Here is a 14,611-nt window from a genome sequence, read left to right as displayed (position 1 = left end):
ACCTCCGGTCTCGGTGATGCTCGCCACTGTGCCCACTGCCGATGCGCCGGACAACACGAACGGGCGAACCGTTTGCGGACTGAGATCGGCTTCGCCTGAAACCGCCCGGCGGAGTAGCCACCACGAGGGCAATTGCCGGTGATCGTTCAGCCCAATGGACAAAATCGAAGATTCTCGGCAATCTCGGCGCTGCTGTGCGCGCACTGGACGAAGCGCGCTTCCGGGAAGCGAACACCCTGTTCCTGCGGACTCCGCACGCACCGCCCGCGACCGACGTGCGGGCCGCGCCGGACCACTCGCCCGGCGCGGCCGCCCGCTCAGCCCTGCGGGACCAGCGCGTCCCCGTGGTACCGGCAGTTCGGCGCCCACAGCAGGTAGGACGGCATTCCGCCGTCCCGCGCCGCGTCGATCTGCGCGCCGACCTCGGCGGGCCCGTACTCCGCCCCGAGGCTGAAGTCCTGCAACCACGGGATGATCTGCACGTCGGTACCGGCCACCGCCTCGGAGAACTTCGCCAGCGAACGCCGCACGATGTCGTAGGGCGCGGAGTTCGGTTCGGCCACCCCGAACTCGCCCGGCCCCCAGTGCGACGGGTAGACCATCGGCGCGATGTAGTCCACGAACTTCGCCATCTGCGGGATGTCCTGGGCGATCTGCGTGGGCCGGTCCACCGAGATGCCGAACACCGAGGCACCCAGCAGCGCGCCCCGCGAGCGCACCGCGGTCTGGCTCTGGCGCAGGAACTCCGCGATCCCGGCTTCCGGCGTGGTGTTCAGCCCGGCGAAGCGCATCTTCTCGATACCGCCGTCGGGCCTGCGCACGTAGTCGTAGAGCACGTCGTCGAAGCCCAGCTCCGCGGCCTCCGCGGCGACGTCGATGTTGTACTGGCGCACCGCGGGATCGGCGAAGTTGGTGAACGCGTAGCCGCCGTACCCGCCGGTCCACGGCTGCCCGTCGGAGGTCTGCACGACCCGCTCCGGGTGTCCTTCGCGCCAGGACGCCTCGCCCAGCACCGGGTCCTTGAACGCGACCAGGCGCCCGACGACGCGCACGCCCATGCCGTGCAGCTGGTCGATCGCCTCGCGGGCGCTGTAGTAGTTCTTCACCGCGCCGATCCGGTTCGCCTCGGGCAGCTTCGAGTCGTACGGGATTTCGCCGCTCTCGTCCTTGATGTCGAGTTCGACGGTGTCGATGCGGCCTTGCCGCGCCATCTCCAGCACGGGTTCGCGCAGCTTGCCGCTGGTCCAGGCGAGCCCGGTCATGTGCACCGCGCGCATCCCGGGATGCTTGATGTGCACCGTCATCGTCTTCGCGGCGCGGTTGCCCGCGTCGTCGGTGGCCACGACCTGCACTTCGCGGTCCGGCCGGTCGACCACGGCGGAGAACGAGCCGTCCGGGCGCGGCACGACCGGTTTGCCCGCAACGGTGACCTGCGCCGCGCCCGCGGCCTTGCCGCGCACGGTCACCGGTTCGCCGAGCCGCTCCGGGCGCAGCGAGTCCTCCACCGCCAGCTGCGGCGGCTCACTGTCCACTGTGAACTCCCGCGTGGTGCTGGTGGAGCCGAGCCAGGACACCGAGCGCGGCGTGATGACCTCCAGCCGGTGCACCCCGTCCGGCGGAGATTGGGCGTGCACGGCGAGTTTTCCGGGCTGCTGCTGGACACCCACATGGCGGCCGTCGAGCAGCACTTGGGCCACACCGGGGTTTTCAGTGCGGATCTGAATGGATCCATCGGCAGCGGCGGCGGGAGTCACCGGGTGCTCCGGCAGGCCGTCCACTTCTACGTCCTCTGTGGACAGAAAGCGGAGCAGCAGGTACGCCGCCACGAGCAGCACGACGACGGCGGCTCCCACCAGCGCCCACTGCGGAATCCGGTTGGTACGGCTGACTTTTCCGGCCCCGGCGGGGCCTTCGGAGACAGGTTCGGTCACAGCTTTCGCCTCCCCGACTTCGGCGAATCCGGACAACCCAACGTCACGTTACGTTGTCGGCTGTATGGCGCGCGCCACCCTTCCAGGTAGCGTTCGAAAGATCAATTAATCACTTGGAGTATCCACATCGGGCAGTTTCTCCACTAATGTGCGAGCCGATGTTGAGTGTGATCGAACGCACCTGCATCGCCGCGGCGGTCTCGTTGCTCGCCGTGTCCGGTGCCGCGTGCAGTGCTCCCGCGAGATCAGCCGACCAAGCCACCGCCAAGCCACCGCCCGCCGCGCCACCGGCGCCGCCTCCGCCGCCCGCTCCGGAATCGGTTCATGCCAACGAACTCGGCGAAGTGCCGGTGCTGATGTACCACCGGATCACGCCCGATCCGAGCAGCGTCTACGACCGCACACCGCAGGAGTTCCGCGCGGAACTGGAACGACTCAGCGACGAGGGCTACACCCCGATCACCGCGAGCGAGTACGCCACCGGGCGGATCGACGTGCCCGCCGGACGGCACCCGGTGCTGCTCACCTTCGACGACGGATCCACCGGGCAGTTCACATTGGACAGTGCTGGGCAGCCGGCGCCGGACACCGCCGTGCGGATCATGCTCGACACCGCCGCCGAGCATCCGGAGTTCCGGCCCACCGCGACGTTCTTCGTCTTCGACCCGCCGTTCGAGGACCCCGGCGGCAAGCGCACGCTGCCCTGGCTGCACGAGCACGGCTTCGAGGTCGGCAACCACACCCTCGAACACCCCAACCTGGGCAAGGTCGACTCGGCCGAGGCGCAGCACCAGATCGCCGGGATGCAGCGGATGATCGGCGAAGCGCTGCCGGACGTGCCGGTGCGGTCGCTGGCGCTGCCGCTGGGAATGCATCCCGACGACGAGCCGCTGGCCACCGACGGCACCGCGGACGGAGTCAGCTACCACCACGACGCGGTGTTCCTGGTCGGGTCCAACCCGGCGCCGTCGCCGTTCGACGCCGACTTCGACCGCACCAGCATCCCGCGGATCCGCTCGCAGGCGGCCACCGGCGACGAGGCCGAGTACGGCTCGACGCAGTGGCTGGACAAGCTCGCCGCCCAGCCCGAACGCCGCTACACCTCCGACGGCGATCCGAACCGGATCTCCGCCCCGGCCGCGGCCGACACCGCCCCGGCACCGAACCTGCCGAACCTCTACCGCTACTGATCGCCCCGGCACTTCCCGGAGTTGAACGGACAGCGCCTGAGCCGAAGACAGGCGGCGATCCGCGCACGCCCTGCGCTAGGCCGACACACCCGCACATCGCCCGGGCCGGGCCGGTTTCACCGAGCGAACGGACCGTTGGACCGAATAGACCGGGCCAACGGTCCGTTCATCTCGCTCGATGTAGGACGGGTTGAGCGATGTGCGGGCGTGTCGGCCGGAAGTGGGCGCACGCCAGGAAGGCGAACCGGCGGCCGGTCGGAGCCGGCGGGCGCACGTCGCGCGCTCAGAGCAGTTCGAGCGGGTCGACGCGGACCCGGACGCTGTCGGCGGCGCGCTTGGTCTCGCGCACCGACTGCGCCTGGTACACGGCACTCGCCAGCGCGCGCCCCTCGGTGCGAGCCACCCGCACCAGGGCGCGTTCGCGTTCGGAGCCGCCGTCCTCGTCCACCTCGCCCAGCGGCACCGGACCGAGGATTTCCCCGCTTTCGGGCAGTTCCAAGTGATCGAGCAGGTCGGCGACCGCGTCCGGAGTGCCGTCCACCGCGGCCACCCGCATCGCGGGCGGGAAGCCGAGTTCGGCGCGCCCGGCCAGCTCCAGCGCCGCGTGCCAGGAAGGGTCCCAGCGCACCAGCGCCTGCACCGGTTGCAGCGAGGAGTCCGCCATGACGACCACCCGGCCGCCGTCCTCGCCGGGGCGCACCAGCGCGGCCGCGGCGAACCACAGCCGCAACGTCTCCTCAGCCGCGCGAAGTTCCGGGCGGGACAACAGGGTTCGCCCGTCCAGCAGCAGCGCGGCGCCGTAGCCGCCTTCGGCGACCGGCTCGGCGCCCGGCGTGCTCACCACCAGCGCGGGCTTCGCCGGAACCTTCTCCAGCATCTCGGAGCCGTCCGAGGTGCGGACGGTGACGTTGCTGAACGCCCGACCGAGTTCTTCGGCGGTGCGCCCGGAGCCGACCGCGATCGCCCGCAACTTCCGGGATCCGCACGAACCGCACCGGAAAGCCGCTTCCGCCGCCCCGCACCACCTGCACGCCGCGGGCCGGGGTGCGCCTTCCACGGTGCCGCCCGGCAGCCCCAGCGGACCCGCGCAGCGCCGGCACCGCGCCCGCTCCCGGCAATCCCCGCAGGCCAGCGCGGGCACGTAGCCGCGACGCGGCACCTGCACCAACACCGGAGCGCCCTGCTTCAACGCTCCCCGCGCGGCCTCGAACGCCACCGACGGCAACCGGGCCGCGTGCGCCGCCGGGTCGCGGGCGAGCTGCCGGTCGTCCTCCCCGATCGCGGTCACCCGCGGCGCGGACCGGCGAACCTGATCGCGGTGCGCGACGACCTCCTGCGCCCAACCGGACTCGACCAGCAGCGCTGCCTCCGCGGTGCGCGCGAAACCCCCGACGAGCACACCGGCTCCGGCCGCGTGCGCGCGATGCGTGAGCACGTCGCGCGCGTGCGGATACGGCGAGAGCTGGTAGCTGTGCATCGCATCGCCGTCGTCCCAAACCACGGCGAGCCCGAGGTCGTGCACCGGCGCGAACATCGCAGCCCGGGTGCCGACGACGACCCGAACCGCGCCGCGCAGCACCGCCAGCCACCGCTTGTAGCGCTTCTCCCGGCCGAGATCGCCGGTGAGCGCGACGACCCCGGACTCGCCCAGCAACTTCGCGCAGGCGGCGTGCAGCCGCTCGACGTCGCGGAAGTCCGGGACCACGATCAGCGCGCCGCGCCCGGCGGAGGCGGCGGTCGCGGCGGCCTCGGCGAGCCGGTCGGTCCACTGCTCACCGGGCAGCGCCTGCCACACCGCGCGGGCCGGTCTGCCCGCATGCACGGCGTCCAGCAACGACGGACCCCACTGGTACCGGGACCAGGGTTCGCTCGGCGGCCGTGGCGGCGTCGCCGCGGGTTCGAGCACCTGCTTCTCGGCGCGCGCGTGCCGCGGCGGCACCGCCAGCCGCACCACGTCGGCGAGCATCCCGCCGTAGCGGGCGGCCACCGCCCGGCACAGCTCCAGCAGCCCGGGCGGTAGCACGACCTCCGAGGAGGTCACCCGCTCCAGCCAGCGCAGCGAGCCGGTGAACTCGGAGGTTTCCTTGCGCTCCAGCAGGAATCCGTCGACGAGCTTGTTGCGGAACGACACCCGCACCCGGCAGCCGGGCACGGCCTCGCCGTCCAGCCGCTCCGGGACGAGGTAATCGAAGGTGCGGTCCAGGTGCACCGGCAGCGCGACCTCCACCAGCACGCTGGCCACCGGAGACGTCGCGGCAGCCGTGCGCGCGGCGTCGCTCGTCGTCCGCGGGGCCATGCCCTTTTCTCTACCAGAGCGCACCGACGCCCGGACGGTCCGCCCGGGCCTGCGGGATCATTACGATGCCTCCTGCAACGAGTCCGCGGCGGGAAGGACCCCGGTGTTCCAAGTCGTCTTCCACCACCCCGAGATCCCCGGCAACACGGGCAACGCGGTCCGGATGGTCGCCGGTTCCGGGTGCGCGCTGCACCTGGTCCGGCCGCTGGGGTTCAGCGTGGCGGACGCGAAGCTGCGCCGGGCCGGGCTGGACTACCGCGACCGCGCTGCGCTGCACGTGCACGACGACTGGGAGGCGCTGCTGCGCGATCTCGCGCCAAAACGGATCGTGGCGTTCACGTCCTCCGCGGAGACCTCGTTCGAGCAGGTCTCCTACTTCCCCGGCGACGTGCTGCTGTTCGGCCGCGAGTCGACCGGTCTGCCGCCGGAGGTGCTGGACTCGGAGCGGATCACCGCCAGGGTGCGGATCCCGATGCTGCCCGGCATCCGCTCGATGAACCTGGCCAACTCGGCCGCCGTCGCCGTCTACGAGGCATGGCGCCAGCAGAACTTCGCAATGCCCTGACCCCGCTTTTCACCACGAGTGAACGGACCGTTCGACCAATCTAGCCGGACCAACGGTCCGCTCACTCCGAGAAGTCGGCCCGGATCTAGCGATCCGCGGGTGTGTCGGCCAGTGCTGGACCACGCGGGACCACCAGGAGTGAACGGACCGTTCGACCAATCTAGTCGAACCAACGGTCCGCTCACTCCGGGAAGTCGGCCCGGATCGGGCGGCGGGTGCGCGTGTCGGCGGTCGGTCAGAGGCGGCAGGCCTCGAGCGGAGTCACCAGGATCGCCCGCGCCCCGGCCGCCCAAAGCTGATCCATGATCGACTGCGCGCGCCTGCGCGGCACCATCACCCGCACCGCCACCCAGCCGTGCTCGTCCAGCGGCGAAACCGTCGGCGACTCCATGCCCGGAGTGATCTTGCGGGCGGCTTCCAGCGTCTCGGTGGGGCAGTTGTAGTCCATCATCACGTACTGCCGCGCGATGAGAACGCCGCGCAGCCGCTGGATCAGCACCTCGACGGCCTGCTCGCTGTCGGCCGACAACGGGTCGCGGGTGCCGCGCACCAGCACCGCCTCGGAACGCAGGATCGGCTCGCCCACGGTTTCCAGCCCTGCCTCGCGCAGCGACGCGCCGGTCTCCACCACGTCCGCGATGGCGTCGGCCAGGCCGAGGTCGACCGCGGTCTCCACCGCGCCGTCGAGCTCGATCACCTGCACGTCGATGCCGAGATCGGCCGCGGCCGCGGTCACCAGCGCGCCGAACGAGGTCGCCACCCGCTTGCCGTCGAGGTCCTTCAGATCGTCGAGCCGGCCCGCGGGTGCGGCGAAGTAGAACCGCGACACCCCGAAGTCCAGCGGCAGCAGTTCCTGGGTCGTGGTGTCGGTCCCGGCGGCGCGCAGCAGGTCCTGGCCGGTGATGCCGACGTCGAGCACTCCCGTTCCGACGGTGCGCGCGATGTCGGTGGGACGCAGGAAGACGAACTGCACGTCGTTGGCCGCGTCGGTGGCGAACAGCGCCTTGTTGTCGCGGTGCACGCGGTAACCGGCGTCGGAGAGCAGTTGGACGGCGGGACCGTTCAGCGATCCCTTGTTGGGCACGGCGACCCGGAGCATGGATGATCCTTCGTCGATTCGGTGGGCTGGTGGGTTCCCGGCTCAGCCGGGATGGCGGAGCGTTCCACCCGCCTGGTGCGGCGAGCGGAACCCGCTATGGCGCTGACCACCGCACATCGCGACGAAGCCTCCTCTTCCTGGTTGTTTGCGACCACCCGGAATGGTGGCACACCGCCCCGCGCACCGACTTCGCCACGTGCCCGGCGACACGCACCGGCGTGTCCGGGAGCATGTCGTTGCGGCAGGCTTCGATGGTTCGCCGTGACAAGGCGGACCCGACGCCGAGCACCGATCCCCACGTCCTACTACGACTGGTCGGAGATCTCGGAATCGTGGAAGGTGCGCACATCTTCCCGGTGGTTCCCGCGCGCTGAAGGCCACGCGGGGCGCTGCTAACGCGCCCCGTCAGCAGCGATCACCTTCGAAAGTGAGCCCGCGGCTCAGGCTTCCGCGCCGGAAGCGAGCCTGCGGCTGACCGCGTCCCACAAGGTCGCCGAAAGCAGCGACTTGGCCCCGTGCGGAATCGGCGTCTCGGTGCCGTCGGTGGACAACAACCAGCCCGCGTTGTCCTCCACCTCGAACGCCTTGCCGTCCCCGACCGCGTTCACCACCAGCAGATCGCAGCCCTTGCGGTCCAGCTTGCGCCTGCCGTGATCGAGCACCGTGGTGTCCGGATCCCCGGTCTCGGCCGCGAATCCGACCACCAGGCCGACCGTGGAACCACCGGTGCGACGCGCCGCGACCAGCTCGGCGAGGATGTCCGGGTTGCGGGTCAGCTTCACCGGCGCCGGGTCCGCATCCGCCTTCTTGATCTTGTGCTGCGCGAGGTCGATCGGCCGGAAGTCGGCGACCGCGGCCGCCATCACCACCGCGTCCGCGCCCTCGGATTCCGCCAGCACCGAATCCCGCAGCTCCTCGGCGGTGCCGACCTGCACCACCCGCACGCCTGCGGGCTCGACGAGATCCGCGGTGTGCGCCGAGATCAACGTGACCTGCGCGCCCCGGTGCGCGGCGACGCGGGCCAGCGCGTAACCCTGCCGCCCGGACGACCGGTTGCCGAGGTAGCGCACCGGGTCCAGCGGCTCCCGCGTGCCCCCGGCGGTGACCACGACGCGCCGCCCTTCCAGGTCCCGCGGCAACGCCGTGGCCGAGGTCAGCAGCAACCGCGCCAGATCGACGATCTCGACCGGGTCGGGCAACCGCCCCTTGCCGGTGTCGGCGCCGGTGAGCCTGCCGCTGGCCGGTTCCGCGACCACCACGCCGCGGCTGCGCAGCAGCTCGACGTTGTGCTGCGTCGCCGGGTGCTCCCACATCTCGGTGTGCATCGCAGGGACCATCAGCACCGGGCAGCGCGCGGTCAGCAACGTCGAGGTCAGCAGGTCGTCGGCCATCCCGTGCGCGGCGCGGGCGAGCAGATCCGCGGTGGCGGGCGCGACCACGACCAGGTCGGCCTCCTGCCCCAGCCGCACGTGCGGCACCTGGTCGACATCGGTGAACACGCCGGTGCGCACCGGATGCCCGGACAGCGCCTCGAACGTCGCGGCACCCACGAAGTTCAACGCCGCCTCGGTGGGCGCCACCCGCACGTCGTGCCCGGACTCGGTGAGGCCGCGCAGCACCTCGCACGCCTTGTAGGCCGCGATGCCGCCGCTGACCCCGAGCACGACCCGCGGGCGCTGCGCTTGCTGTGCCACAGCTACCTACCGGAGGTTCACTCGCCTTCGGTGTGCTCGAGGACGCCGGCGTGGATCTCGCGCAGCGCGATCGACAGCGGCTTCTCCCGCGGGCCCGGCTCCACCAGCGGACCCACGTACTCCAGCAGGCCCTCGCCGAGCTGGGCGTAGTAGTCGTTGATCTGCCGGGCGCGCTTGGCCGAGTAGATCGCCAGCGCGTACTTCGAGCTGACCTGCTCGAGCAGGTCGTCGATCGGCGGGTTGGTGATGCCCTCCGCCGAGGACGGCTGGGACTGGGTGTTGAGGGCGGCGAGCGAATTCGGCGTGGTCACGTGGTGGCTCCTGCTGCTGTGTGGGTTTCGTGCCCCGGTCCGTTGATCAGGGCCGCTGGTCCGGGGCGGTCGGGTCCGGCGAGCCGGTGGTCGCGGTCGGTGCTGCGACCCCGGCGCCCCGGCGCAGCGGCCTAGGCGAACCGTTCGGTGTCCTCGGCGCCCGGCGAAGCTCCCGCTTGCCGACCACCGCCGTCCGGCCCTTCGACTGCTGGGCCGCCGACTGCTGGGCCGCCGACTGCTGTGTCACCGACTGCTGGGCCTCCGGCGCCCCTACCGGGATCCGGATCGGCCCCACCGGCTCCGCGACCGGTCACCAATCGTACCAATTCGCTGGTCGCGGCCCGGACGTCGGCGTTGACCACGGTCGCGTCGAACTCCGGCTCGGCGGCCAGCTCCTGCCGCGCGGTCTCCAGCCGGGCGCGCACCACCTCGGGATCTTCGGTGCCGCGCCCGGTCAACCGCTGCACCAGCGCCTCCCAGGACGGCGGGAGCAGCATGACCAGCTGGGCTTCCGGCATGGAACGCCGCACCTGGCGGGCGCCTTGCAGCTCGATCTCCAGCACCGCGTCGCGGCCGGTGGCCAACGCCCGTTCGACGGGGTTGCGCGGCGTGCCGTAGCGGTTGCCCGCGTAGCGGGCGTGCTCCAGCATCTCGCCGTCGGCGACCATCCGCTCGAACTCGGTGGGCCGGACGAAGTGGTAGTGCACCCCGTCGACCTCGCCCTCGCGCGGGCGCCGGGTGGTCACCGAGACGCTGAAGTACACCTCGGGCGCCTGCCTGCGCAGCTCGTCGAGCACGCTGGACTTGCCGACGCCGGAAGGACCCGAAACGACGGTGAGCCGGGCCGGTCCGGACGGGCGGACCGGACCCGGCTCGACACCGGATGCGGCGTCGCTCACTCGGCGGCGAACTCGGTGAGCAGCGCCTTGCGCTGCCGCTCACCCAGCCCGCGGAGCCGGCGGCTGTTCGCGATCTCCAGCCGCTCCATGATCTGCTGCGCGCGGACCTTGCCCACGCCGGGAAGGGCCTCAAGCAGCGCGGAGACCTTCATCTTGCCCAGGACCTCGTCGTTGTCGGCGGTGTCCAGTACCTCGGCCAGGCTGGTTCCACCGCGCTTGAGGCGCTCCTTGAGCTCTGCTCGGGCGCGACGGGCGGCAGCCGCCTTTTCCAATGCTGCTGCCCGCTGCTCCTCGGTCAGCTGGGGAAGGGCCACCATGTCCTCCGTGATGTGGGGTTTCTCTTGATCGGTGCGGCGACGGTACCGACCCTCGCACACCGGGTTCCACGCGGGTCCGGCTTGCGAGACGGGGATTCCGGGGAAGATTCCGCCGCCTGACCCATCGGGCGGCCCGTACGAGGGGTGCACGGGCACTAGGGCCGGTGCAACTACTACCAACAATGGCGCTGAAGTGCACTAACCTCGCAGAAAACTCTTCCGATCTGTCCGATTTCCGGGCGGTTGAGCGACACCGGCGTCGTCGCCGCAGGTCACACGGACGCCACGACGCCCGTCCAGCGGAAGCCGATCAGCGCGGCGCGCGAGCACGGCGCGCCCGCCATCGCGCCCGGCGGCCGACCCCGCCGGGCACGATGAAATGATCATCGTTGAGCGCGCCGCGGGCCCCACGTGACCAGGAGGAATCACCCATGTGCCGAGCGACCGGACTCGCCGGGCCCGCAGCTGATCCCTCCCGCGCGCCCGCGCGGCTCACTGCTCGGCGTCGAAGAACCCGTGATCGCCCTTGAGGCTGTAGACCTCGTCCTCGTCCGGCTCCGCGGACGGTCGCCCGGGCTCCACCCGGCCGACCTCCACCGGGTCGCCGCGGCCGGGCGCGTCCGCCTCGACCGCGGCCGGTCCCTCATCGCCGGTGCTCGGCCCGTTCCGCGTTGCCCCCAGTTCGGCGTTCATGCGCGCTCCTCACCAGTACTGCGCCACTTGACGTAGGCGGTCGTTCACTCCCAGTACCGGAAACGTTAGCGCAACAACCGGCCGGTGAAACCCCTTCATTGCGGGGGATCCTCGGACCTGGCCGCGAATCAGCCCTCGCCGCCCTGAGCGTTTTCGCCCTGCCCATCGCTGTTGGTGTCGCTGTTGCCGTTCGGGTTCACCGGAGGCCCGGTTTTCGCGCGCGTATTGGCCGGTGCTGGCAGCTCCCCCGGCGGCGCGGGCGGAGGGGTCTGCACGATCGTGACCTGCGACGGAGAAGCCGGCGGTGGCAGCGGGGCAGGCGGGAGCGGGGCAGGCGGAGGCACGGGCGGGGGCGGCACGGGAGTAGGCACCGTGACCGTGACCGGACGCGGCGGCCCCGGATAGTCCAGCGTGGCCACGTCCGCGGCGACCCGATCGGCGGCGCCGAGGATGTTGCGCGCGTAGTCCGCGTCCAGGTCACCGCGGGCCTGCGCCGCCGCGATGTCGCGGTTCAAAGTGGCCAGCGCGGCTTCGGAGGCAGCCCGGTCGTGCCGCAGCGCGGCCGTGCGCACCGCGGTCACGTCGTCGGCCAGCCGGGCCCGCACCTCCGGCGCGATGATCGGCCGGGAGCCGCCGCACGAGGTGAGCAGCGCGATGGCCAGCATCGCCGCAGCGCCCGGCGCTGCATCCCGCAGCTTGCCCTGGTTGCTCGGCTTGGCCCCGTTGCCTGGCTTGCCCCCGTTGCCCGGCTTGCCCCCGTTGCCCGGCTTGGCCGTCCTGCCCGGCTCGACCGAGCTGCTCGGCTCGGCCGCGCTGTGCAGCTTGCCCACGGTCCGGTACTTTCCCTCGTCCCGGAACTTGCCCGGGTCTCGCGGCAGGCCCGGCCGCCCGCCCGGCCGGAGGAGCCGCCGGAGCGCTGCGCGCGACCATTCGCCATCCACTGCGACTGCTCCTCACCCGCTGTTCGCGGTTGTCACGGGGGCCGAACGGCGCGGGAACGGTAACTCACGATCACGCGAAGGCCCGGACACCTCTCGTCGGCGTTGCGCCGCGCTGCCGCCTACTCGCCGACCAGTTCGCTCAGTTCGTCCAGGTCAGCGTCCAACCGCTGCACTCCCGCAGGCCCCGAGGGCGGCGACAGCGCGGGAACCTCGGGTGGCGGCTCGGAGGGCAGCAGCAGGAACGCACCGACCAACACCGCCACCGCGACCATCGCGCCCACCGCGGCGCGGACGATGCGGCGGCGGCCCGGTCGTCCGGGCTCCGCCGCCACTTCGGTGTTCTCCTGCGCCTCGGCCTCCGCAGCCGGTGGCGCAGGCACGGCCTCCCCGGACAGCAGCCGCACGCACTGGGCGGCGGAGGGCCGCGCGTCCGGGTCGTCGGCCGTCATCGCCCGCAGCGTCCCGGCCAGCGGCTCCGGCAGATGGTCGGGAATGCGCGGCGGCCGGGTCAGCCGCGCGACCGCGGCTTCGGCCTTGGTGCCTTCGTACTCCGGCTCCCCGCTGACGCATTCCAGCAGCACGAGCGCGAGCGCGTAGATGTCGGCCGAATAGCCCACTTCCTCGTCGCGCACCTGCTCCGGCGCCATGTAGTGCGCGGAGCCCATGACGATCCCGGTGTCGGTCATCCGCCCGACCGCGTCGGCGAGCCGGGAGATGCCGAAGTCCGCCAGGAACACCTGCTCGTCAGCGGTGATCAGCACGTTCGCCGGTTTCACGTCCCGGTGCACGATCCCGTTGCGGTGCACGTAATCCAGCACCCACGCGAGCCTGCGGCCCAGCTCGGCGATCTGGTCCGGCGCCAGCGCACCGGACTGCAGCAGTTCCGTCAGCGGACGCCCGTCGACGAGCTGCATGACCAGGTACGGCTCTTCGTCCTCGGACCCCGCGTCGTGCACGGTGACCAGGCCGGGATGGTCGAGCCGGGCCAGCAGCCGCGCTTCGTCGGCGAACCGCTGCCGGGCCGACTCGTCGGCGTTGGGCCGGAACACCTTCACCGCGACCGGGCGTTCCAGCTCGGTGTCCAGCGCCCGGTAGACCTCGGACATGCCGCCGCGGCCGAGCCGTCGGCCCAGCCGGTACCGCCCGGCCAGCAGCGGTGGTGCGTCAGTCATCGGTCCTCCGGTGTCCGCGAAGCACCGCGACCTTAACCCAATCGGTGGATCACTCGTTGTCCATGGCGGACGTGTCGATGCGCCCGCGCACGCAGAACCACCCGACGACGAATGCGACCAGCAGCACCGGCAGCGCGAGCACGGTGATCCGGCCGATGTCGTCGAAGGCCATCAGCACGACGATCGCGGCGAAGAACGCCAGCGTCGCGATCTGCACGTACGGCGAGAGCGGCAGCCGGTAGTGCGGCCGCCGCACCTCGCCCCGATCGGCCTTGCGCACGAACAACAGGTGGCTGAGCACGATCATCGCCCAGGTGCCGAGGATGCCGATGGAGGCGAAGTTCAGCACGATCTCGAAGGCTTCCTCCGGCACCACGGCGTTGAGCCCGACGCCGACCACGCAGACCGCCGAGGTGAGCAGGATGCCGCCGTAGGGCACCTGGTTGCGGTTCATCCGCCCGGTGAACTTCGGCGCCGACCCGGCCAGCGACATCGACCGCAGCGTGCGGCCGGTGGAGTACAGCCCCGAGTTGAGGCTGGACATCGCCGCGGTGAGCACCACCAGGTTCATCACGTCGCTGGCACCGGGCACGCCGAGGCTGGACAGCACCGTGACGAACGGGCTCTCACCGTCCTTGTAGGACGTCCAGGGCAGCAGCATCGACAGCAGCAGCACCGAGCCGACGTAGAAGATCCCGATCCGCCACATGATCGAGTTGATCGCCTTCGGCATGATCTTCTCGGGGGTCTCGGTCTCCCCCGCCGCGACGCCGACCAGCTCGACGGAGGCGTAGGCGAACACCACGCCCTGCATGATCAGCACCACCGGCAGCACACCGGCGGGGAAGAACCCGCCGGTATCGGTGATCAGCGACGGCCCGGCCTCGTGCCCGGCGATCGGGTGGCCGGTGACGACGAGGTAGATGCCGACCAGCATGAACACGATCAGCGCGCCGACCTTGATGATGGCGAACCAGAACTCCATCTCGCCGAACAGCTTCACCGAGACCATGTTCAGCGCGAGCACGATCGCCAGCGCGATCAGCGCGAGCACCCACTGCGGCACCGGGGTGAACAGCGCCCAGTAGTGCGCGTAGAGCGCGATGGCGGTGATGTCGGCGATGCCGGTGGTCGACCAGTTCAGGAAGTGCATCCACCCGGCGGTGTAGGCGCCCTTCTCGCCCATGAACTCCCGCGAATAGGACACGAAGGCGCCCGACGACGGCCGGTACAGGATCAGTTCGCCGAGCGAGCGCACCACGAAGAACGCGAACACCCCGCACACCGCGTAGGCCAGCGCCAACGCGGGCCCGGCCTGCGCGAGCCGCCCACCTGCGCCGAGGAACAGCCCGGTTCCCATCGCGCCGCCGATCGCGATCATGTTGATGTGCCGGGCCTTCAGCGATTTGCGGTATCCGGCGTCGCCGGCGTCGGCCGGTCGTTCACCACCGGGCTCGTTCGCCTGGAGAGTCGATTCGCTCACTATGTCCGGAATTCCCGTCT

At 71.3% G+C, this 14,611-nt stretch carries 12 protein-coding genes and 1 pseudogene; 2 read left to right on the top strand and 11 right to left on the bottom strand.

Annotated features, from left to right (window positions below):
- Positions 1-317 precede the first annotated feature (317 nt).
- Positions 318-1,931 carry a putative glycoside hydrolase gene (locus tag V1457_RS17360; protein WP_338595604.1) on the bottom strand — a complete coding sequence of 538 codons (1,614 nt, stop codon included), beginning with the start codon at positions 1,929-1,931 and terminating at the stop codon, positions 318-320.
- 158 nt (positions 1,932-2,089) lie between these two features.
- Between V1457_RS17360 and V1457_RS17355 the strand changes: the two genes are divergently transcribed.
- Positions 2,090-3,121, top strand: a complete 1,032-nt coding sequence (locus tag V1457_RS17355) for a polysaccharide deacetylase family protein (RefSeq protein WP_338595602.1) — start codon at positions 2,090-2,092, stop codon at positions 3,119-3,121.
- A gap of 283 nt (positions 3,122-3,404) precedes the next feature.
- Here the strand turns inward: V1457_RS17355 and V1457_RS17350 are convergent, their stop codons facing one another.
- Positions 3,405-5,417 carry a primosomal protein N' gene (locus V1457_RS17350; protein WP_200069786.1) on the bottom strand — a complete coding sequence of 671 codons (2,013 nt, stop codon included), beginning with the start codon at positions 5,415-5,417 and terminating at the stop codon, positions 3,405-3,407.
- 103 nt (positions 5,418-5,520) lie between these two features.
- Here V1457_RS17350 and V1457_RS17345 point away from each other — a divergent pair, with 103 nt between their 5' ends.
- Positions 5,521-5,982: a tRNA (cytidine(34)-2'-O)-methyltransferase gene (locus tag V1457_RS17345; RefSeq protein WP_200069787.1), complete on the top strand. Its 462-nt coding sequence runs from the start codon at positions 5,521-5,523 to the stop codon at positions 5,980-5,982.
- 235 nt (positions 5,983-6,217) lie between these two features.
- Here the strand turns inward: V1457_RS17345 and hisG are convergent, their stop codons facing one another.
- The 9 genes and pseudogenes from hisG to V1457_RS17300 all read right to left on the bottom strand — a co-directional run bounded on the left by hisG (position 6,218) and on the right by V1457_RS17300 (position 14,591).
- On the bottom strand, positions 6,218-7,081 hold the full coding sequence (gene hisG, locus V1457_RS17340) for an ATP phosphoribosyltransferase (RefSeq protein WP_200069788.1): 864 nt from the start codon (positions 7,079-7,081) through the stop codon (positions 6,218-6,220).
- Between the two features lie 440 nt (positions 7,082-7,521).
- Positions 7,522-8,775, bottom strand: coding sequence for a bifunctional phosphopantothenoylcysteine decarboxylase/phosphopantothenate--cysteine ligase CoaBC (gene coaBC, locus V1457_RS17335; RefSeq protein ID WP_295146089.1), 1,254 nt, complete (start codon positions 8,773-8,775; stop codon positions 7,522-7,524).
- 17 nt (positions 8,776-8,792) lie between these two features.
- Entirely contained in the window at positions 8,793-9,086 is a 294-nt protein-coding gene (gene rpoZ, locus V1457_RS17330) for a DNA-directed RNA polymerase subunit omega (protein WP_200069789.1), read from the bottom strand.
- Positions 9,087-9,388: 302 nt separating this feature from the next.
- A pseudogene (gene gmk, locus V1457_RS17325) lies at positions 9,389-9,985 on the bottom strand (guanylate kinase); the annotation flags it as partial.
- A complete protein-coding gene (gene mihF, locus V1457_RS17320) occupies positions 9,982-10,299 on the bottom strand; it encodes an integration host factor, actinobacterial type (RefSeq protein ID WP_184484996.1) in 318 nt (105 codons plus the stop codon). The pseudogene gmk and the gene mihF, both read right to left, overlap by 4 nt.
- A 495-nt stretch (positions 10,300-10,794) precedes the next feature.
- Positions 10,795-10,995, bottom strand: a complete 201-nt coding sequence (locus tag V1457_RS17315) for a hypothetical protein (protein ID WP_200069791.1) — start codon at positions 10,993-10,995, stop codon at positions 10,795-10,797.
- Between the two features lie 128 nt (positions 10,996-11,123).
- On the bottom strand, positions 11,124-11,825 hold the full coding sequence (locus tag V1457_RS17310) for a hypothetical protein (RefSeq protein WP_338595598.1): 702 nt from the start codon (positions 11,823-11,825) through the stop codon (positions 11,124-11,126).
- Positions 11,826-12,055: 230 nt separating this feature from the next.
- A complete protein-coding gene (locus V1457_RS17305) occupies positions 12,056-13,108 on the bottom strand; it encodes a serine/threonine-protein kinase (protein ID WP_338595596.1) in 1,053 nt (350 codons plus the stop codon).
- Between the two features lie 49 nt (positions 13,109-13,157).
- Positions 13,158-14,591, bottom strand: a complete 1,434-nt coding sequence (locus V1457_RS17300) for an amino acid permease (RefSeq protein ID WP_407074696.1) — start codon at positions 14,589-14,591, stop codon at positions 13,158-13,160.
- Positions 14,592-14,611 lie beyond the last annotated feature (20 nt).

Source organism: Saccharopolyspora sp. SCSIO 74807 (assembly GCF_037023755.1).
GTDB classification, from domain to species: Bacteria; Actinomycetota; Actinomycetes; order Mycobacteriales; family Pseudonocardiaceae; genus Saccharopolyspora_C; species Saccharopolyspora_C galaxeae.
This window is presented reverse-complemented; position numbering and strand designations above follow the sequence as displayed.